We start from the raw sequence: 21,296 nt of genomic DNA on the forward strand, positions 1-21,296 counted from the left end.
CTTTCATCTTGTATCAGGAAATCTGATCTGCGGCCGCAAGACATATAAAGACCGCAGACCCTGCTCAAACAAGGAATGAAAAGACATCTAGTCTGTTGCTCTCAGCTCTTAAGCTTGCAAATCGGGAGAAAAAAGCTTTGCGATTTGCTACCTATGGACAATTACGCCTCAATTTGCACTCAACGGAGATAAATCAAAAGTTTCTTAGGTCACGCAAACGGCGAAATCTATACGAATGGCTTTCACTCAACATGAGCTTGAACTGCCTCGGAGAAACATACGAGAACTGAAAGCGCTCTAAAGTCCTGATCCATACGTGATCTACAGATCGTATGTGTTTGACTTTTTCACCGAATGGAGAGGGAAACAAATATTCATTGTCGCGGGAGTTTGACAGAGAGGCAGCTCTTATATCGGACAAAACAGCTAAATCCCTGATGGAAACACTTTCGTGATGCCACGCAGCATCGCGGTAACACCATGCTATTCGCCCCGAACTCTCTGAATCCTGGCTGTCCGCTGTTCTATTTTTGAACTCGTAGAATTGATTCCAGCGAGCTGCCATTAACTGACTCAAAGGCGCCCGGCTGAAGCTAAAATAGAAGTACAGGCACGTAGCCTGCTGCCAATACTGTTTTTCAGCCAACAAAAAATCGAAAAGTTGACTTATCTTCGCATCGTCCCAGTTGGCTAAGATCTGTTGTTCACTGTTCTGATCTTCGTCATTTATCGTGGCGGAACGCCGCAGCTGATAATACAGATTACGTGTGTTGCTCAATCGAGAATCAAGTTCAAAAATCCTTCCTATGAACGGCCTCAGGAACTTCAAATTTCCCGGTGAAACAACCTTGAAGTTACTGAGCATCGAAATGTCTTGTTCCGTAAGGCTAGAAACTGGTTGGTCTAAGAGCTTTGCAGGTACATGACCGAAAAATAGTTTGTCCAGTCTATCAATGTAGCTTTGAGATGCACCGTTAACGCTATAACCACGCAGAATCACTTCTGCCAATCTCCGAACCGTCCTTTTGCGCGCTGAGGATTGGTAAGCTTGTCTCTGAATTTTTTCTTCATCTGCTAGCGTCGGGCGACCTTTAATCTCGTCAACCGTATCACGCGCCCAATCGCGTGCTGCTTCTACAAACAGTCCCAAGCTTGGTAGTTTCTCAGTTGTTGATCGGCTGCTTTTCCAAGTCGCTAGACGCCACTCAAATCGCGACGTCACGTCAAGTGTTCGTCGATGAGATTTGCCGAGCTGATCGCTTGCTCTCACACAGAAAGCTTTTCCTTCAGAGCCGTCTGCTTTACGCCAAACTCGCAAACCAAAACCTTGAACCTTCGTGTCCGCAATCCATTTTTCCCCGACTTGCGGCACTCTTACACAATCGACAATAGATTGAGATAGTATGGCTCTTTCAACCATTCAGACCAAACCTGCTAGTACTGCATTAAACTGCAACGTAGGAAGTGCGAGAGAATAGCTTGAACTGTAACCTTTTTTAGGACCGCTTCAAACAAGGCAAGCAAAATGAAAGAAATGATCGACAGCTGGCAACTCTGGGCGGAGCTAGATCTGCTCACCCGATAAAAGAAAGGCAGGAACATGTTCCTGCCTCCTCAGTTTGCTTGCATCTTTCGGGTTTCCCCGACAGATCAGTGCTTGTCTTCCTTGTGGCCCATCGCAACATGCCAGATATCCCATCCGGCAAGTCCGACGCACAATGCGACCATGATGCCAAGATCCCAGCGCGGCACATAGACCACCAGAATGCCGACAAATCCGACAAGGACGACAAAGGCCAGCAAGGCCATGACACGATTTAAAAGACTGTTTTGCATCACGCGTCCTCCTGAGCTTTCAGAAATTTGTTCAACCAGTTCGCTGTGCGCATCAACCGCGCATCATCGCCGATCCGCCCGACAAGCTGAACACCAATCGGCATACCGTTTTGCGACCATAACAGCGGAATGGTCACAGCCGGGGTGCCACAGAATGTCCAAAGCCCGTTAAAGATCGGGTTGCCCGTGGTCCTGAGACTTGCCGGGGCGGGTCCGGGTGCTGCCGGGGTGATAATTGCATCACATCGCTTGAACACTTCGTCCAGTCCCGCATTCAACACCTTGCGCCAGTCAAGGGCCGCCAGATAATCACGGGCCTTGACGTCATTGCCCTTGTCAATTGCCTCAAGAATTTCAGGCGACAACTGATCGCGGCCACGCTTTTCATAGCCGTAATAATCTTTGGCCATTTCGGCAAAATTGATCCTGGCCCGAAGCGAAGCCGCATCATCAAAGGCCTTTGGCAATGGTGTTTCAAAGCATTGATCACCAAGCATGCTGGTAATTTCGCCAAACGCCAGAATGCTTTCCTCGTCTGCGACCTCCTCGAATTGCGGCGGACGGACAAAGGCAAACATCGGGGTCACCAGCGGATCGCTTTTGGCAATGTCAAGCAAGCGCGGCGTCGGGCTTGGTGTGGTTGCCGGGTCTTTCGCGTCATAGCCAAACAGGCTTTCCGCAACCATCGCAGCCCCGTTGATCGAACTGGCAAAAACACCGATTGTATCAAGGGTCGGACTTTGGCTTAGCACACCGGTTCGGGCAATTGCCCCGAATGTCGGTTTGAACCCGACCACACCGCAAAACGATGCCGGACGGATGACCGATCCGCCGGTCTGGGTTCCCACCGCCAATGGCACCATGGCCGCGGCCACCGCTGCTGCCGATCCGGCGGATGATCCGCCCGGTGTATGTTCCGGGTTGTGCGGGTTGCGGGTTTTGGACGGATGCATAAAGGCAAGCTCGGTCGAAACCGTCTTGCCCATAATGATCGCACCGGCCGCCTTAAGACGCGAAACCAGAACAGCGTCTTCCTCGGGCACCCGGCCCTCATCAAGTGGTGTGCCATTTGATGTCGGGATTTTTGCCGTATCAATAACGTCTTTCAGTCCTACCGGCAGACCATGAAGCGGGCCGATCGGGGCACCTGATTGACGACGGGCATCAAGGGCGCGCGCCTGGGCAAGGGCATGATCACCGTCAAGCCATGCCCATGCCTGCACCTGTGGCTCGACCTCGGCGATCCGGGCAAGACACGCCTCGACATATTCGACTGCGCGGACCGCCCCGCTGGCAAGGCGGTCCCGCAATTCGACGACATCAAGTGTCAGTAACGGATGAATGCTACTCATCAATAAATCCCCTTACCGTGCGCCATAGAACAGATCAGGCAGATGGAACACGATTTGCGGGAACGCATACATCAGAACCATGCTGACAATCACCATGAACAGGAACGGCATGATCCCCTTGAAGATATCGGTCAGCAACAACCCGCTTGGTGCCACCCCTTTGAGGTAATAGGCCGACATGGCCATGGGCGGAGTCAGGAACGAAGTCTGAAGGTTCAGGGCAACAAGAATGCCAAAGAACAGCGGATCGATATCAAACAGCGGCAACAGCGGCAGGAAGATCGGAACAAAGATGATGATGATTTCCGACCATTCCAGCGGCCAGCCCAGCAGGAAGATGATCAGCTGTGCAAGCAACAGGAACTGAAGCGGCGTCAGGTCAAGACCGCCAACGAATTCGGCAATCACATGTTCCCCGCCAAGATAGGAGAACACAGACGAAAAGGTATAGGAACCGACAAACAGCCAGCACACCATGGCCGATGTCCGAACGGTCAGATAAACCGACTCACGCAGACGATCAAAGGTCAGCGCGCGATATGCCGCCGCAAGGATCATCCCGCCAAGCGCACCAATCGATGCTGCCTCGGTCGGAGTGGCCAGACCAAACAGGATCGAACCCAGAACCGCCAGAATAAGGAACGCCAGCGGGAAGAACGATGTCGCCAGCATCCAGAGGACTTTGGGCAACGGAACTTCCGGGATTTCATCACTGGTCGGGCGCGGGGCGGCTTTGGGCTGCAACATTGCGCGGCCCATCACATACAAAAGATACAAACCGACAAGGGTCAGGCCCGGCAAAAGCGCACCGGCATAAAGACGCACAATCGACACACCCGATGCCGCGGCATAAACAATCAGCATGATTGATGGCGGGATCAGAATACCAAGCGTCCCGCCGGCACAAATGATGCCCGCAGCAAAGCTTTTATCGTAACGCGCCTTAAGCATCGCAGGCAGGGCAAGCATCCCCATAAGGGTCACAACTGCACCGACAATCCCGGTTGCCGTCGCAAACAGCGCACAGGTCACAAGTGCGGCAACGCCAAGCGATCCGGGAATGTTGCGTGCGGCAATGTTAAGTGTGGAGAACAACCGGTTGACGATATTGGCACGTTCAACGATGTACCCCATGAACAGGAACAGCGGCACTGCGGTCAGCACCTCGTTGGACATCACCGTATATGTCTGGTTGATAAACAGATCGAATATTCGGTTGTTAAACGCCCCTTCAACCCACGTTATCGCGGATGTAAGGGTGTCACTGTCTTCGGCAAGCCGGTTAAAGGCCCGCCACATGCGGCCGTCGTCGAAATAGGCGTAATAGCCAAATCCGATCCCCAGCGCCATCAGGGTAAAGGCAACCGGAAAACCCAGAAATACCAGTATAATAAAGATGCCCAACATCATAAGGGCGACATGTGCGTCAATCACTTTGGAAGCTCCGTTCGGGGGCGTATCTGGCGTATGGCTGGCAAAGGCTGAACATCATCAGTCTTCTTTGACCACGCGCTGCTTGATCAGCAGTTCTTCGGTTTCTTCAACATCATCATCTGCATTGCGCCAGTACCCTTCACGGATACAGAGAATACAGCGCATCACCTGTGCGATGCCCTGGATGAAAAGAAGAATACCGGCCGCGACCATCACCGCCTTGAATTGGAAAATCGGAACACCCGCCGGGCTGTTCACACTTACTTCGCCATATCCCCACGACCGGATGGCATATTTGCTACCGACCAGAATAAGGGCCGTCACACCGGGGAAGAAGAAGAAGATATAAAGCACCAGATCGACCATCGCCTGCGTCTTGGGCTTCCAGAGACGGTACAGGAAATCCCCCCGGACATGCCCGCCGCGTGACAGGGTATAGGCCCCGCCCATCATGAACAGCGTGCCATACATGATGAATGAAACATCAAGCGACCATGTCGTGGGTGCGTTAAAGAGGTATCGCGCAGCAACCTCATAGCTCATGCCGACCGTCATCAGAATGATCAACCAGCCAAAAGCCTTGCCAAACCAGCCAGAAAGCTTGTCCGCGAATTCAATAAATCCAATCATGAAACCCTGTCCGTTAGCCTATGAACCACCCCGCCTGATGCAATCGCACCAGACGGGGCAGTCAGATTTCATCGCAACACTGAAAAACCTTGGCCGGTTGATCAGAGTTTCAGTTTGCCCGGGAAGTAATGATCGTAGGCAAGCTGATAATCAGGCGAGTTCATCAGTTCGTAATAGGTTACGCGTTCAACCCACGCGCGCTGGCTGTCCAGAACACGCTTCATGAACGGATCAGCTTCAAGTGTCGGGATCAGTTTGTCCCAAGCCTCAAGCTGTGCTGCCAGGATCTCTTTCGAGGTCCGGTGGACTTCAACACCTTCGTCCTGGAGTTTCTGCAAGTCGGCAGAATAGTTATCCATCGCCAGCGCAGTGTTCGAGGTCGAAGCTGCTTCAACTGCGTGACGCAGAATTGCCTGCAGATCCGGATCAAGGTCTTCCATCAACGATTTGTTGAACAGGAATTCGAAGCTTTCAGATGCCTGGTGGTACGAAGACAGATAATAGTTCTTCGCAACGTCCTGCGCGCCGAAACGCATATCCGATGACGGGTTGTTGAATTCGAACGCATCAATCACACCGCGTTCCATCGCCGGGACGATCTCGCCGCCCGGAAGCTGTGCGACCGACATGCCCATCGACTGCAGAAGGTCCGCTGCCAGACCAACGGTGCGGTATTTGAAGCCCTGAATATCAGCAACCGAGTTCACCTGGCCCTTGAACCAGCCGAACGGCTGTGCCGGCATCGGGAAGCCAAGAAGACCAACGATATCAAGCCCCATAACGTCCTGGATCAGTTCGCGATAGAACTCTTCACCGCCCCCCGCATAGAACCAGCTCAGCATGGTGGTTGCAGAACCACCAAAGACCGGACCGGTGCCAAACAGGGAAGCCGCCTTGTTCTTGCCGTACCAGTAAACCGGAACGGAATGGGCGATATCGATAACACCGTCATTCACGCCATCCAGAACCTGGAAGGCAGCGACAACCGCACCGGCCGGAAGAAGGTCGATCTTCAGACGACCACCGGACATGGCTTCTACGCGGTCAACATATTGCTGGGCAAACGTCATCCAGATGTCGGATGACGGCCAGGAAGTCTGCATTTTCAGCACCATCGGTGCCGGCTGTGCATGAACGGCAGGTGCGGCAAACAGCCCTGATGCTGCTGCACCGCCGGCAACGACCCCGGTCGCACCTTTGGTAAGGAACGAACGGCGGGATACTTCCTTGGACTTCACGTCTTTTGACTTGGTCTTCATATCCATTATTTCCTCCCAGATTTATCGCTTTTTCCGACAACCATTGCCGGAAAACCAACGATAACTGTCAGCCTTCAAAAGTCCCTGACCTCAGTAATGAAAGTCATTGATCATGCGCTTATCCCGTTTCGGGACCAGAAAAACGGCACGCATTTTCTTATTATTAGAACTTGTGAACTAACTGATATCCGGCGGTTTTCCCGCCTTTTTATGCCACCCGGTCGCCCGGTTCACGGCCAGAAAAATACGCATCAAGATTATCAAGCGCGCGATATCCCATCGCATCGCGTGTTTCTTCGGTAGCGGAGCCTATATGTGGCAACAGAAATACGTTTTTCAACGCGCTAATCCGTTGATTTCCACCGGGTTCACTCCGAAACACATCAAGTCCGGCGGCAAAAAGCTTGCCGCTTTCAAGCGCATCAACCAGCGCATCCTCGTCCACCAGATTGCCGCGCGCGGTATTCACAAGGATCGCCCGGTCCGGCAACAATCCGATGGTCCGGGCATTGATGATGCCGGTGGTTTCCGGTGTTGACGGGCAGTGCAGTGACAACACATCGGAATTGGCAAACAGCCCTTCAATAGTGTCGTGATAAATCGCACCTTTTGCCAGATGATCCGGCACCGGCTGGCGATTGTGATAATGAACAGTCATTCCAAAACCACGCGCGCGTTCGGCCGCCACCTGCCCGACACGTCCCATCCCGAGAACACCAAAACGCTTGCCGGTGACCTGCCGCCCGACCATAAAGGCCGGTGACCAGAAATCCCATTTCCCGGCCCGCACCATGGCGTCCCCCTCGGCCCCGCGACGCGCAGCCCCAAGCATGCACAGCATGGCAATTTCAGCCGTCGCATCCGACAGGACGTCGGGTGTGTTGGTGACCACAATGCCCGCATCCCTGGCCGCTGACAGGTCAACGTGATCGACACCGACCGAGTGATTGGCAATGATCCTGAGGCGCTCGGGCAATGCCGCGATCACCTCGGCCGAGAAATGTTCGGAATGGCACGGCAATACCGCATCAACATGCTGACATTTCTCGATCAGCTCGTCGCGGGTAAAGACACGGTCTTCATCATTTGTCAGCACCTGATAGTCACGCGCCGCACGTGCCTGAACGGCATCGCGGAGACGGCGTGTAATCAGAAGCCTTGGCTTTTCGGGCATGCGAACGCTCCCGGTTTTTCCCTGAAGGTAGATTTATTTATTATCTTTCAAGCAAACACCCTTACGAAAAAACCATCAATAGGGGATCAATCAACTGGTAATTCTTTTTCACTTCGTGGAAAACCAGCGGTGGTGTGAACTGCGGCACACCCACGCCAAACGTTCATCAAGTTTATGATTTCAATAAATAAAAAGGCTGCCGGAGCTGGGAATTTTCAAACCGGACATCAGGCCTCTCGCCCCGGATATCACACCATCCAGAAGTATAAACCGGGCCACATGCCGTGAGAGAATCGCACGTAAAAATTCACATTCCCTGACAAATCACCCCGAATTTCGTGAACGATCCGACGTTTTCGCACCCCCGTTGCAATGATCGAAAGCAATAATTTCATCCAAAGCAGCGCCGAAAAAAAAGCCGCTGCCATTGAGGCAGCGGCTGCGACGCCGACAAGGTGCCGGTCGGGAAGAATCCGTATCATGTAATCGGCTGGTATCTGCAATCCCCAGATGAACAGATCCGCACGGCAATCACATCTTGACCCACACGGCCCCGTCCCGCCCGGACCGCACGACGGCCTCGACAAATTTCATACCTTTAAGACCCTCAACCACGCCGGGTACCAAAAGCGATCCGGCATCGGGTTTGGTCCCGCTGATATGGGCGTTCAGCTGATCGGCGAAGTCCGTGTAAAGGTTGGCAAAGCCCTCAAGATATCCTTCCGGGTGTCCCGGCGGAACACGCACCCCGCGCATCCCCTCCGCACCGATGCCCGCCCCGCCACGCGTCATCAGTTCCGGACGACCGTCAAGCGGTCGGAAATGCAGGTGGTTTGGATGTTCCTGGGCCCATTCAATACCGCCCTTGTCCCCATAGACCCGAAGACGCAGGCCGTTTTCGTGGCCAACGGCAACCTGGCTTGCCCACAGCATGCCACGCGCACCATTGTTATAGCGCAGCAGGATCTGCACATTGTCATCAAGCTTGCGCCCCGGCACCAGCGCATCGACATCCGCACACAGTTCGCTGATCTCAAGCCCGGTGACAAACTCGGCCAGGTTATGGGCGTGCGTTCCGATATCGCCAAGCGCCCCCCCCATGCCAGCCTTGGCCGGATCAGACCGCCAGGCAGCCTGTTTGTTATCGGTATCCTCAACCCGTGTCGCCATCCAGCCTTGCGGATATTCAACCTGCACCAGACGGATATCGCCAAGCTTGCCGTCGGCGACCATCTTGCGGGCTTCGCGCACCATCGGATAGGCGGTGTAATTGTGGGTCAGCGCAAACAGAAGCCCCGTTTCCCTGACCTTGGCAGCGATCTGTTCGGCCTCATCAACCGTCAGACAAAGCGGCTTGTCACAAATCACATGAATCCCGGCATTCAGCATCGCCATCGTTGCCGGGAAATGCACATGGTTGGGCGTAACAATTGCGCAAACATCCATGCCGTCTTCACGCGCCGCTTCGGCCTTTGCCATGGTTTCAAAACTGTCATAGCTGCGATCCGGCGCAATGAACAATTCCGCAGCTGATGCCGCCGCAACATCGGGTTTCGATGACAGCGCACCGGCAACCAGTTCATAACGATCATCAAGACGGGCCGCGATCCGGTGTACGGCACCGATAAACGCCCCCTGACCACCGCCGACCATGCCAAGGCGAATGCGACGACCGGGATTGGAAGGATTGCTCATAACTGTCTCCAGATGTCTTTTTGACTGTATGCGAACGGGCTGGCCTCAATCAGGCCGCCTTAACCAAGACCAAGAATGCGGCGATTTGCGGCTTCGTCGGTGCCACCATCGGCAAAATCGTCAAAGGCCTTTTCGGTCACGCGAATGATGTGGTTTTTAATAAATTCGGCCCCCTCGCGGGCACCGTCTTCGGGATGTTTAAGCGCACATTCCCATTCCAGCACGGCCCAGCCGTCAAAATCAATCGCCGCCAGTTTCGAGAAGATTGCGCCAAAATCCACCTGTCCGTCGCCAAGCGATCTGAACCGCCCGGCCCGCCCGACCCAGCTTTGATAGCCGGAATAAACGCCTTGCCGCCCGGTCGGGTTGAACTCGGCATCCTTGACATGGAACATGCGGATACGATCCGCATAAATGTCGATAAAATCAAGGTAATCAAGCTGCTGTAAAACAAAGTGGCTCGGATCATAAAGGATATTGGCGCGCGGATGGTTCTTGACGCGTTCAAGGAACATCTCGAATGTCGCACCATCAAACAGGTCCTCACCCGGATGGATTTCATAGCAAACGTCAACACCTGCATCCTCGGCAGCATCAAGGATCGGCGTCCAGCGTTTTGCAAGCTCGTCAAAGGCGGTCTCAATCAAGCCTGCCGGGCGCTGCGGCCAGGGATAGACATAAGGCCAGGCAAGTGCGCCTGAGAATGTCGCATGGGCGTTGATACCCATATGGTTTGATGCCTTGATCGCCGCTTTGACCTGGTCAACGGCCCATGCCTGACGGGCCTTGGGGTTGCCGCGGACTTCCGGTGCGGCAAAGCCGTCAAACATTTCGTCATAGGCCGGATGAACGGCAACAAGCTGACCTTGAAGATGGGTAGAAAGCTCGGTCACCTGCACGCCATGCGCGGCAAGGGTGCCGGTAATTTCATCGCAGTAATCCTTACTGCTTGCCGCCTTTTCAACATCAAACAGGCGCTTGTCCCAGCTGGGGATCTGAACCCCCTTATATCCGAGCGATGCAGCCCAGCGACCTATGGAATCAAGGTTATCGAACGGGGCTTCATCGCCTGCAAACTGGGCAAGAAAGATTGCCGGTCCCTTAAGCGTTTTCATCACGGGCCTCTTTGACTGCAATAGGATGGATAGTTCAGGAAAATGGCTGTGTCGGGCGGGCTTCCGCCCGACACCAAGGTTTGCCGATCCCAATCAAATATTGATTAGAACGGGCTGTCCGGGAAATAGAAGTTCTCGGCGTTTTCCTGGGTCACGACAGTCGCACCAAGGATGTAACGGCCTTCGACCGGCGCGTTCGAGGTAAACTTCATCACGGTAATATCAATCGCGGTTGCGATCATTGCCGGCGGATAAAGCACATCAATCGGAGTCAGTTTGTCGCCATCCATCACGCGCTTGATGATGTCTTTCATGCCAGCACCGCCGACGATGAACATTTCATCTGTACGATCAGCCTGTTTGACAGCCTCGATCACACCAAGGGCGATGTCATCATCCTGTGCCCAGACTGCATCGATTTTCGGGAAGCGCGACAGGAAGTCCTGCATGACTTCATAGCCGTCATCGCGGTTCCAGTTGGCGTGCTTCATATCAAGGATTTCGATCTTGGAGCCATCAAGCGTATCGACGAAGGCATCCACACGTTCGGTGTCAATGGTGGTCGGAATACCGCGCAGGACAACGATCTTGCCCTCGTCATTCAGACGATCGCGGATATATTCGCCCGACACACGGCCAAGTTCCGGGTTGTTACCGGCAACATAAACGTCCTCGATCCCCGGAATTGAAAGCCCGCGGTCAACAACCGTTACAAACTTGCCTGCTTCCTTGACCTGCTGGACCGGAATCGTCAGCGGATCGGATTCAAACGGCAGAACCACCAGCGCATCGATGTTCTGCACAGACACCAGATCTTCAAGGTCGTTGGCCTGTTCGGATGCACCATTTGCACTGACGACGATGACATCAATATTCGGATAGGTCGCCTCAATGCGCTTTTCAGCTTGTTCGGCGTGCCAGTTCAGACCACCGGCCCAGCCATGCGTCGCCGCAGGAATAGAAACCCCGATCTTGATTTTATCTGCTGCGAGTGCAGTCGTGGATGCAAGGCCAAGACCCAGCACGCAAGCTGCCCCCAGATATTTTGTAAACGTTTTCATCAACGCTTCCTCCTGATCAAAAAAAATGATGCGTTTTCACATTCTTCCCGGACGTTGATCGCCGGTTATTTGCTCTTTTTGCGTCGCCAGTCCCCGCGTTGCAGGAACACGGCAACGATAATGATCAGCCCCTGAACCGCTCCGTTCAGATAATTACTGATCGCATCCGTCAAATTCAGAATATTGCCAATGGTGGTCAGCATGATTGCGCCAACAACCGTGCCCCAGATGCGGCCATAACCGCCTTTAAGCATCGTGCCGCCAATAATCACCGCAGCAATCGCTTCAAGTTCCCACAGAACACCGGTCGAACTTGATGCCGACCCAAGACGCGGCACATAGATGATGGTGGCAAGCGACACACAAAGTCCCTGGATCACATAGGTCAGGGTCTTGACCCGGTCGACATGGATCGCCGAATAGCGCGCAACCTGCTCGTTTGATCCGATGGCAAAGCATTTCCGGCCAAACGGCGTCATATTCAGCAACACATAACCGGCGACCGCCACAGCAAAGAACACAATCACCGGCACCGGAATACCCAGTACATCGCCATAATAAACCGGGCGATAAACACCGCGCATTTCGAAATCAAGCGACAGGGTCCCGCCATCGGCCATATAGGTCACAAGCGACCGGTAAATCCCCATTGTGCCAAGGGTAACGATAAAGGCTTCGATCTTGCCCTTGGTGCTGACCAGTCCGTTGACGGCACCCGCCGCAACCCCCAAAACCACGCTCAGCAACACGCCAATCAGGACCGTCTCGATCCCCGCGCCAAGGGTTGCGACCAGCGTATTCATCACAACAATCATCGCACCCGAGATGAATGCCGCCATCGAACCAACCGAAAGATCAATTCCCCCTGCCGTGATCACAAAGGTTGCACCCACAGCGATGATCCCGATAAAGGCCGCGCGGGTGAAAATATTGGCAAGGTTACCACCACTGAGGAACGCATCATTGATGGCTGCACCCAAAACAAACAGGGCAACAAGGGCCAGAAACGGCCCCAGGGCCTTGAAATCGATTTGGAACCGGCTTGACGATGATGCTTCGGTTCGCTCAAGGCTATTCATGAACAGACACTCCCTGCTTGCCTGAAATTCCTGTCGCGTGCCGCATGATTTCATGCTCATTACGGTCGTTACCTTCAAGAATGCCGGTAATGCGTCCGGCTGCCATGACCGCAATACGGTCAGACAGGCCAAGCATCTCCGGCATTTCAGACGACAGGAGGATGACGGATTTTCCGCGATTGGTCAGATCGCCGATGAAATGATAAATCTGGCTTTTGGTGCCGATATCGATGCCGCGTGTCGGCTCGTCGATGATCACGATCTCCGGGTCGGTTTCCATGACCTTGGCCAGCAAAAGCTTCTGCTGGTTCCCGCCGGAAAAATCGCCGACCTTGGATTTGCGGTCGGCTGCGCGAATATCAAAAGCCTCAATTGCGGCTTCAAGTGCTGCTTCCTCGGCCTTGCGGTCGATAATCACACGCCCGAATTTCTCAAGCGCCAGCAAAGTCAGGTTGGGCCGCATATCCATATTCAAAAGCAGCCCACTGCCCTTGCGGTCCTTGGTCAGATAGGCAATTCCGCAATTTTTGGCGTCCTGAAGATCCTTGATTGTGACCGGCGCACCGTTGCGCTCAATCGTCCCGGCGCTGCGTTCACGCAGACCAATGATCGCCTCCATCAGGGCCGTACGCCCCGCCCCGACAATCCCGGCAAAGCCAAGAACCTCGCCACGTCTCAGATCAAAACTGGCATCGCGAACTTGCCCGTCGACCGACAGATTACGCACCGAAAGGGCGATATCACCGGCATGTCCCGGTGCACGATCAGGAAACATCTGCTTGATGTCACGCCCCACCATCAGGCGCGCCATGTCATCTTTTTCAAGACCGGCAACCGGTTCGGTGGTGATGTGCCGTCCGTCACGCAGAACCGTGACCCGATCAGCAATCGCTTTGATTTCATCAAGCTTGTGGGAAATATAAAGGATCGCGACACCCTGATCGCGCAGGCGCTTGATCTGATCAAACAGGATATCGACCTCGCGCCCGGTCAGAACCGCCGTCGGCTCATCAAGAATAAGAATCTCGGCTTTCTTTGACAGCGCCTTGGCGATTTCAACCATCTGGCGGTCGGAAACCGAAAGATCACGGATGCGCGTGCGCGGATCAACATCACATTGCAACTGATCAAGAAGCTTTTTGGCTTCAAGGCGCATCGTCGTCTTGTCAAGGAACCAGCCGCGCTTGATTTCGCGACCCAGGAAGATGTTCTCTTCAACGGTCAGCTGTTCGGCAAGGTTAAGCTCCTGATGGATCAGGATCACACCATGACTTTCCGCAACTTCGCTGTCATGAAATTCGAGCGGCGCGTCATCAAGAAGCAGCGCGCCACTTGTTGGCTGATGATAACCGGACAGAATTTTTACAAGTGTGGATTTACCCGCGCCGTTCTCCCCCAGCAGCGCATGAACCTCGCCCGCTTTCAGATCGATGGAAACATCGAAAAGAACCTGCGCAGAACCGAATGACTTGCAAATTTGCCGCCCCGACAGGCGTGTTTGCGCCCGCAGATCGGCATTAACGGCGTGAACGGCCGCATCCGTCATGAATATATCCTCCCTGGCGTCGCATTTTTTGCGATCAGCTCTTGATTACCCTCTGTGTAAACGTTTTCATTTTCAATGTAAACCTTTACATTTGACTGATTGTGACCAAAATCACCCCCTGCAATGACGCATAGAATGCCGCTGGACAGGGTTTATCCGGCGGAGTAGGAAGAAGCATGAGTGAAAAAATCGCGACGATTGAAGATGTTGCCCGTCATGCCGGAGTGTCTATCGCCACTGTCAGCCGGGCCCTGCACAAACCCGATGTGGTTTCCGAAACCACACGTGAAAAAGTGCAAACTGCAATCACCGCCACCGGCTATACCGCCAATGTCATGGCAAGGAACCTGCGCCTGAACCGTTCAGGCATGATCCTTTTGCTGGTACCTGACATTGGAAACCCGTTCTTTTCGGCGATTCTGTCGGGAATCGAAAAAGGCGCAAGCCAGGCAGGATATAACGTCCTGATCGGTGACACTCAAAACGATCCGGAACGCGAAGCAACCTATGCCGCCTATCTGCGCAGCAATCAGGCCGACGCCATGATCCTGCTGAACGGGCGTCTTCCGGCGTCGCTTGCCAATGCGCCTGCCAATGCAACCCCGCCGGTTGTTGTTGCCTGCGAACGTATTCCGGGATGTGCCCTGCCGACCGTGATCATTGATAATGACGAGGCATCCTTTATCGCCAACCGTCATCTGACCGATCTGGGCCATCGGCGCATCGCCCATGTCAGTGGCCCTTCGGGCAATATCCTGACCATTGACCGTGTCACCGGATATCGCCGCGCGCTTGAGGCCGCCGGTATCGCCCATGATCCGTCACTGATTTATCGCGGCGATTTTTCGATTGATTCGGGAATTGCCGCAGGCCGCGCACTGCTTGGTGATCCGAAAACCCGTCCGACGGCTGTGTCCTGTGCAAGTGACGGCATGGCAATCGGCGTGATTGTCGCGGCAAAGGAATATGGATTGCGCATCCCGCAAGACGTCTCGGTTGTCGGTTTTGACGACATCCCCCATGCGGCTGCCTATGACCCGCCGATTACCACGGTACGTCAGCCGCGCCGCCGATTGGGCGAACAGGCCATCACCCTGCTTCTGGATCGTCTGGGATCAAAGGGCCTGCATGACTCCCGCGACACCGGCCCGGTCATCATTCCGACCGAACTGATTGTCCGGCAAAGCAGCGGCCCCTGCCCAACCCTCTGATCGCGGGCACCCTGATCAGATGTTTCTGATCAGCTCCCTGAAATCCTTTGCCATTCACCCATGACGGAACGCGCATTTCCTTCGTGCTCCTGCCCCGATTTGGCCGTTTCAGACGCAAAGATCTCATAGCGGATACCATTCGGGTCGCGAATGAACAGGCGGCGCGATTGTCCGTCATCCTCGCTATGATAGACAACCTTGTGCTGGAACAGATGGTTCTGCCAGGCAATCACGTCGCGTGGCGCGGCACAGCGCAGCCCGATATGGAACACATCATCGGGCATGTGCGGATCATCGGGATATGGCCCGGTATCGGCAGGCCAGTCAAAAAACGAAATCCGCGTGCCGTCCGGCAAGGCATAGGTAATCAGCAAGTAATCGCTTTTCCATGACGGGCTGTATCCGCTTTCGGCATGAACAAGTCTGGCCGCCATGACCTTGGAATAAAAATGGTCGGTTGCCTCAAGGTCGCGGGTTGGAAACGCAAGATGGTCGACACTGACAGCTGCAGGTGACATGGCCCCCTCCGTCTGAGTTTATCCTTACTGCCCCAACGCCTGTGCGCCACATTTGATCCACAAGGGACATCAAAATTTCCCGATCATTGAATACCAGTGGTTTAGATGTCACACTTGCCACAGGATCGGCATGGTTTTGGGGGCGTGCTCGTTGCCCGGACGTCCGCATTAACCGGTGCGTTTGCCCTTAAATATCAGATGGTGAATAACAAATCGAAATCAATGCGACGGACGTTCGTGTAAAGCTTCATGAAACGACAACATGCGCGGAATGACGAAATCGCATTAGATAGGGGTCAATGCGGTATTGACCCCCATGCGCCCCGCTGCTATTGGGTCGCGGAAGATACGCAGAATCACGCGCAGCCGTCCGGTTGACCCGAAACGGGTTTTCCCACCGGCTGATTTTGGCAACAACTTTTAGACGGAGAAGAAGTGATGAATGAACACAGTTTATCTGTCTCTGTCTATTGGATCACGCATCGTCTTGCTGATCACTAGTTGATCTGTTGATTTCCACCATATTGGTGACTGCCCGAAACCCGAAATTGGCGTAATGCGCCACTGATCGCGTTTCATCCGTATTTTTCCCGTGACATCGTTATAGAGAGCCGCCCATGCCCGCGACGCCCTATTACCTCATTGATAAGTCCAAGCTGCTGCGCAACATGGAAAAGATCGCCTATGTGCGCGAACATTCCGGTGCGAAGGCGCTTCTGGCACTTAAATGCTTTGCCACATGGTCGGTGTTCGATTTCATGTCCGACTATATGGATGGCACCACGTCTTCGTCGCTGCACGAAGTCAAACTCGGGCGTCAGAAGTTCGGCAAGGAAACCCATGCCTATAGCGTGGCCTATTCCGACGGCGAAATCGCCGAGGTCATCGAAAATGCCGACAAGATCATTTTCAACTCGATCAGCCAGCTGACCCGCTTCAGCGCGCAGGCATCGGGCATTGTGCGCGGCCTTCGCCTGAACCCGCAGGTATCGACATCAAGCTTTGATCTTGCCGATCCGGCACGCCCGTTCTCGCGTCTGGGGGAATGGGATGTCACCAAGGTCGAAGCGGTGATGGATCAGATTTCCGGCTTCATGATTCACAATAACTGTGAAAATGCCGATTTTGATCTGTTTGACCGGATGCTTGGCAATATCGAGGAAAAATTCGGCTCCCTGCTGTCGCGTGTGGAATGGGTAAGCCTTGGTGGCGGCATCCATTTCACCGGTGAAAACTACCCGCTCGATAAATTCTGCGCGCGCCTTAAGGCTTTCTCCGAAAAGTTCGGCGTGCAGGTCTATCTGGAGCCGGGCGAAGCATCGATCACCAAAAGCACGACCCTTGAAGTCACCGTGCTCGACACCCTGTTTAACGGCAAGAACCTTGCCATCGTCGACAGCTCGATCGAAGCCCACATGCTTGATCTTCTGATCTATCGCGAAAATGCCAAGGTGCTGCCCAATAAAGGCGATCATCACTATATGATTTGCGGCAAGTCCTGCCTTGCCGGTGACGTCTTTGGGGAATTTGATTTCGAAAACGAGATCAAGGTTGGCGACCGTATCTCCATTCAGGATGCGGCCGGTTACACCATGGTCAAGAAGAACTGGTTTAACGGGGTCGGCATGCCGTCCATCGTGATCCGGGAACTGGACGGAACTGAACGCGTTATTCGCGAGTTCACCTTTGATGACTACGTATCGAGCCTTTCGTAAATCGAAAGCGCACTTTTCATAGCGAACCGGGGCACGGGTGCCCCACCTCTCAAAGCAAGGGAGTTTTTGGCCCGACATGAAAAAGAATGTTCTGATTATCGGCGCAGGTGGCGTCGCACAGGTAGTGGCACATAAATGTGCGCAGCATAACGACGTGCTTGGCGATATTCATATCGCTTCGCGTACGGCTGCGAAGTGCCAGGCAATCATCGACAGCATCCATGAAAAGAAAAACCTCAAGAACCCGGGCGTTCTTGAAGGTCACGCACTTGATGCAACCAATGTCGACGCGACTGTCGCCCTGATCGAAAAAACCGGTTGCGAGATCGTCATCAATGTCGGGTCTGCCTTTATCAACATGCCGGTCATGTCGGCCTGCATCAAGGCAGGTGTCGCCTATCTCGATACGGCCATCCATGAAGAGCAGGACAAAATCTGCGAAACCCCGCCATGGTATGCAAACTATGAATGGAAACGCCGCGCCGAATGCGAAGCTGCTGGCGTCACCGCCATTCTGGGCGTCGGCTTTGATCCGGGTGTGGTGAATGCCTATGCCAAGCTGGCAGTCGAAGACTATTTCGACAAGATTGACTCGATTGACATCATCGACATCAATGCCGGCAGCCATGGCAAATATTTTGCCACCAACTTCGATCCGGAAATCAACTTCCGCGAATTCACCGGCACGGTCTATTCCTGGCAGGATAACCAGTGGAAATCGAACAAGATGTTCGAGATCAAGAAGATCTGGGACATGCCGGTTGTTGGCGAAAGCCAGACCTTCATGACCGGCCATGACGAGGTCCATTCCCTGTCCCAGAACCTTGACGTTCCGAACGTTCGTTTCTGGATGGGCTTTGGCGACCATTACGTCAATGTCTTCACGGTTCTGAAAAATATCGGCCTTCTGTCCGAAAAACCGGTCACCACCGCCGAGGGCCTCGAAGTCGTCCCGCTCAAGGTCGTCAAGGCCTGCCTGCCGGACCCGAGCTCGCTGGCACCGGACTATACCGGCAAGACCTGCATCGGTGATCTGGTCAAGGGGACCAAGGACGGCAAGGAAACCGAAGTCCTGATCTATAACGTGGCGGATCACAAGGACGCCTATAACGAGGTCGGAAGCCAGGGTATTTCCTATACCGCTGGTGTGCCGCCGGTTGCGGCTGCCATGCTGATCGCCACGGGCGAATGGGATGTCAAGAAAATGGCCAATGTCGAAGAACTTCCGGCCAAGCCGTTCCTGAACCTGCTCAATGGCATGGGTCTTCCGACCCGCATCAAGGATGCCGATGGCGACCGGGCGCTGGATTTCTCCGCAGCCTGATCGCAATAGCGATCAAGGACGAGGGTCAAATCCTCATACAATTATATTTGCAGCAAAATGGCGGGCTTAGGTCCGCCATTTTTGTTGGTTTTGATTAACAGGAAAAATTGAATAATAAGCCTGATTATTAGATACGATCTAACAATCAGGTCAGGCAGACCGGGCGCCAATCTGCCCGTGCAAAATCGCTATTTCAGCGATCCCAGCACCGCAAGGCTTTCATATCGCTTGATATAGGGTTCATGGAACACCCGTTCGACAAAGGCGCTGTATTCTTCCATGTCACTGACCTGAATACGCAACACAAAATCATGTGCGCCGGTAACATGATGGCACTGCACCACTTCGGGCATTTTGGCGAATTCCTCGCGCATCAGTATGTAACGATCGGGGCGATCACGTTCCATGGTCAACAGCACGATCACCATCATGCGCTTGCCGAATACCTTGGGGGAAACCACCGCAACATCGCGTTCGATCACGCCGGTTTCGCGCAAACGCTGAACACGGCGCAGGCAGGCCGCCGACGAAAGGCCAACCTTGTCTGCCAGTTCATTGCCCGTCATGCGGCTGTTTTCCTGCAACAGCTCCAGCAGGCGATAGTCGAATTTATCGAGTTCCGCCACGTTTCGATTTCCCGGTTCGTGATGATGTAACACCCTGCAAACAAACATGACCGAAGCCGCAAACGAAAGAAAATCGTTTTTGCAGAATTTTTGCGAAAATCTCGCACGAATTTGCGAAGTTTGCGCGCCATTTAACAAAGTGCAGGCGTAGATTGCTTGTGGGTCAGACGAAACTTTGACCCCTTATTAGCAAACAAACTAGCGAGCCAGCATCATGCCAGCACAGTTTACGAATGACTCCCTCGTCGCCACCACCAATGTCGCGCCGGTTTCGGGCGCATCCATCTGGCGCTGGCTCGTCCTTTTGCCCCGCAAATGGGCACAAGCCACCAAGGTCGCCCGTGACACCGAAATGCTTCGCAACGCCCCGCGCGAACTTCTTGATGACATCGGCATTGCCCGCAGCGACGTCGCCTTCATTTGCGAACATGGACGCGCACCGCGCTGACAAACACTTCACGCCCCCAATGATGGCAGGCCGACGCCCCAACCGGCCTGACCATATAAAAAGCCTGTCAGTGCATCGCACATCGACAGGCTTTTTTTTTTCAAAAATGTCCTGATCGGTATCGGGGACGCTATGCAATCGCGGCCGTGCGCAGTGCATCAATATCCTTGGCACCGGCAAAAACCAGATTGCTGTGCATCTCGTCGATCAGCATGGTCAGGATATCAAGTGCCCCCTGCTCGCCACCGGCGGCAAGCCCGTAAAGGGGTAACCGCCCGACCATCACCGCACGACTGCCAAGTGCCAGATATTTAAGGGCATCGCTCCCACGGCGAATGCCACTATCAGCCATCACCAGCATCTCTGCGCCGACCGCATCGACAATTTCGGGCAACACATCTGCCGGGGCCAGCGCCACATCAAGGTTCCGGCCGCCATGGGAAGAAACCACGATGCCATCAATCCCCATGTCGCGGGCCCTGATTGCGTCATCAACCGACAACACACCCTTTATGATGATCCGGCCAGACCAGCGTTTCTGGATTTCGGCAATATCGGCCCAGCTGATCGCACTTTCGATTTTGACATCTTCGGCAATCGCGGCACGGGTAATGGCTGTTTTGAATTCTGCCGGATAATGGGCATAGGTCGGCATACCGCTTGTCATCAGATAGCGCAGCATGACTGAACAAAGCCACTTGGGACGGGTCGCAACATCCCAAACCCCGCGAAGGGACGGGACGAACGGCACGGAAAACCCGTTGCGCTGGTTATAATCGCGCTTGGGCGAAAGCGGTGTGTCCGCTGTAATCACAAGCGTTGAAACACCTGCTTTCTGCGCCCGATCAAGCAGCCCCCAGGTTAGATCCCGATTGCGCCAGACATAAAGCTGCAACCACAATTCGGCCTCAGGTGCGCCTTTGCGAATATCGTCAATCGATGTCACGGACTGGGTTGAAACGCAGAACGGTATGCCAAGCTTACTGGCAACCCGCGCCAGCTTGGTTTCCCCGTCATGGGATACCAAACCCGCAAGGGCGGTCGGCGCAATAATCAGCGGGCTGCAATAGGTCCGGTCAAACAGCGACGTCGTCATGTTGCTGCCCGCATGCCCGGTCAGAACCGATGGACGAAACCGGATATTATCAAGGGATCGACGGATATCTGCTATCGCAAGCTCTGCTTCGGTGCCGCGATCAATATATTCAAACAATCCCTTGGGCAGATGCCGTCTGGCAGCCGCCCGGTAATCGTCGGCATTGAGCAACTGCAT

Annotated in this window: 19 protein-coding genes; 4 read left to right on the plus strand and 15 right to left on the minus strand. The window is 54.1% G+C overall.

Annotated elements, in window-relative coordinates; translation table 11 throughout:
- Positions 1–193: 193 nt before the first annotated feature.
- The 12 genes from ACTU44_RS19520 to ACTU44_RS19575 all read right to left on the minus strand — a co-directional run bounded on the left by ACTU44_RS19520 (position 194) and on the right by ACTU44_RS19575 (position 14,181).
- Positions 194–1,420, minus strand: coding sequence for a hypothetical protein (locus ACTU44_RS19520; protein ID WP_462096160.1), 1,227 nt, complete (start codon positions 1,418–1,420; stop codon positions 194–196).
- Positions 1,421–1,650: 230 nt separating this feature from the next.
- Positions 1,651–1,836, minus strand: a complete 186-nt coding sequence (locus tag ACTU44_RS19525; protein WP_114098202.1) for a hypothetical protein — start codon at positions 1,834–1,836, stop codon at positions 1,651–1,653.
- Complete coding sequence (locus tag ACTU44_RS19530) at positions 1,836–3,188, minus strand: amidase (protein WP_114098201.1); 1,353 nt, start codon at positions 3,186–3,188, stop codon at positions 1,836–1,838. Before ACTU44_RS19530 ends, ACTU44_RS19525 begins: the two co-directional genes overlap by 1 nt.
- Positions 3,189–3,200: 12 nt before the next feature.
- The gene (locus ACTU44_RS19535; protein ID WP_114098200.1) at positions 3,201–4,622 is read right to left on the minus strand and encodes a TRAP transporter large permease; all 1,422 of its coding nucleotides are present in this window, start codon (positions 4,620–4,622) and stop codon (positions 3,201–3,203) included.
- 57 nt (positions 4,623–4,679) lie between these two features.
- Positions 4,680–5,252, minus strand: coding sequence for a TRAP transporter small permease subunit (locus ACTU44_RS19540; RefSeq protein WP_114098199.1), 573 nt, complete (start codon positions 5,250–5,252; stop codon positions 4,680–4,682).
- A 101-nt stretch (positions 5,253–5,353) separates the two neighbouring features.
- Complete coding sequence (locus ACTU44_RS19545) at positions 5,354–6,511, minus strand: TRAP transporter substrate-binding protein (RefSeq protein WP_114098270.1); 1,158 nt, start codon at positions 6,509–6,511, stop codon at positions 5,354–5,356.
- A 208-nt stretch (positions 6,512–6,719) separates the two neighbouring features.
- On the minus strand, positions 6,720–7,685 hold the full coding sequence (locus ACTU44_RS19550) for a 2-hydroxyacid dehydrogenase (RefSeq protein ID WP_114098198.1): 966 nt from the start codon (positions 7,683–7,685) through the stop codon (positions 6,720–6,722).
- A gap of 531 nt (positions 7,686–8,216) precedes the next feature.
- Positions 8,217–9,380, minus strand: a complete 1,164-nt coding sequence (locus ACTU44_RS19555) for a Gfo/Idh/MocA family protein (RefSeq protein ID WP_114098197.1) — start codon at positions 9,378–9,380, stop codon at positions 8,217–8,219.
- A 59-nt stretch (positions 9,381–9,439) separates the two neighbouring features.
- Positions 9,440–10,495, minus strand: a complete 1,056-nt coding sequence (locus ACTU44_RS19560) for a sugar phosphate isomerase/epimerase family protein (RefSeq protein WP_462096161.1) — start codon at positions 10,493–10,495, stop codon at positions 9,440–9,442.
- Between the two features lie 104 nt (positions 10,496–10,599).
- Complete coding sequence (locus tag ACTU44_RS19565; protein ID WP_114098195.1) at positions 10,600–11,556, minus strand: ABC transporter substrate-binding protein; 957 nt, start codon at positions 11,554–11,556, stop codon at positions 10,600–10,602.
- 65 nt (positions 11,557–11,621) lie between these two features.
- Positions 11,622–12,635, minus strand: a complete 1,014-nt coding sequence (locus tag ACTU44_RS19570; protein WP_114098194.1) for an ABC transporter permease — start codon at positions 12,633–12,635, stop codon at positions 11,622–11,624.
- Positions 12,628–14,181 (minus strand): sugar ABC transporter ATP-binding protein, encoded by a 1,554-nt coding sequence (locus tag ACTU44_RS19575; RefSeq protein ID WP_462096162.1) that lies wholly within the window; start codon positions 14,179–14,181, stop codon positions 12,628–12,630. Before ACTU44_RS19575 ends, ACTU44_RS19570 begins: the two co-directional genes overlap by 8 nt.
- A 176-nt stretch (positions 14,182–14,357) precedes the next feature.
- On the opposite strand from ACTU44_RS19575, the gene ACTU44_RS19580 reads away from it, so the two are divergent.
- Positions 14,358–15,392 carry a LacI family DNA-binding transcriptional regulator gene (locus tag ACTU44_RS19580; RefSeq protein WP_114098192.1) on the plus strand — a complete coding sequence of 345 codons (1,035 nt, stop codon included), beginning with the start codon at positions 14,358–14,360 and terminating at the stop codon, positions 15,390–15,392.
- Positions 15,393–15,421: 29 nt separating this feature from the next.
- Here ACTU44_RS19580 and ACTU44_RS19585 read toward each other — a convergent pair whose 3' ends face one another.
- Complete coding sequence (locus ACTU44_RS19585) at positions 15,422–15,910, minus strand: VOC family protein (protein ID WP_114098191.1); 489 nt, start codon at positions 15,908–15,910, stop codon at positions 15,422–15,424.
- Positions 15,911–16,527: 617 nt separating this feature from the next.
- Here ACTU44_RS19585 and ACTU44_RS19590 point away from each other — a divergent pair.
- The gene (locus ACTU44_RS19590; protein ID WP_114098190.1) at positions 16,528–17,625 is read left to right on the plus strand and encodes a carboxynorspermidine decarboxylase; all 1,098 of its coding nucleotides are present in this window, start codon (positions 16,528–16,530) and stop codon (positions 17,623–17,625) included.
- A 76-nt stretch (positions 17,626–17,701) separates the two neighbouring features.
- Positions 17,702–18,949, plus strand: coding sequence for a saccharopine dehydrogenase family protein (locus ACTU44_RS19595; RefSeq protein WP_462096163.1), 1,248 nt, complete (start codon positions 17,702–17,704; stop codon positions 18,947–18,949).
- A gap of 188 nt (positions 18,950–19,137) precedes the next feature.
- Here ACTU44_RS19595 and ACTU44_RS19600 read toward each other — a convergent pair whose 3' ends face one another.
- On the minus strand, positions 19,138–19,575 hold the full coding sequence (locus ACTU44_RS19600; RefSeq protein WP_114098188.1) for an Lrp/AsnC family transcriptional regulator: 438 nt from the start codon (positions 19,573–19,575) through the stop codon (positions 19,138–19,140).
- Between the two features lie 214 nt (positions 19,576–19,789).
- On the opposite strand from ACTU44_RS19600, the gene ACTU44_RS19605 reads away from it, so the two are divergent.
- Positions 19,790–20,023 carry a hypothetical protein gene (locus ACTU44_RS19605; protein WP_114098187.1) on the plus strand — a complete coding sequence of 78 codons (234 nt, stop codon included), beginning with the start codon at positions 19,790–19,792 and terminating at the stop codon, positions 20,021–20,023.
- A 130-nt stretch (positions 20,024–20,153) separates the two neighbouring features.
- Here the strand turns inward: ACTU44_RS19605 and ACTU44_RS19610 are convergent, their stop codons facing one another.
- The gene (locus tag ACTU44_RS19610; protein WP_462096164.1) at positions 20,154–21,296 is read right to left on the minus strand and encodes an alpha-hydroxy acid oxidase; all 1,143 of its coding nucleotides are present in this window, start codon (positions 21,294–21,296) and stop codon (positions 20,154–20,156) included.

It is taken from the genome of Thalassospira sp. SM2505, from assembly GCF_054901115.1.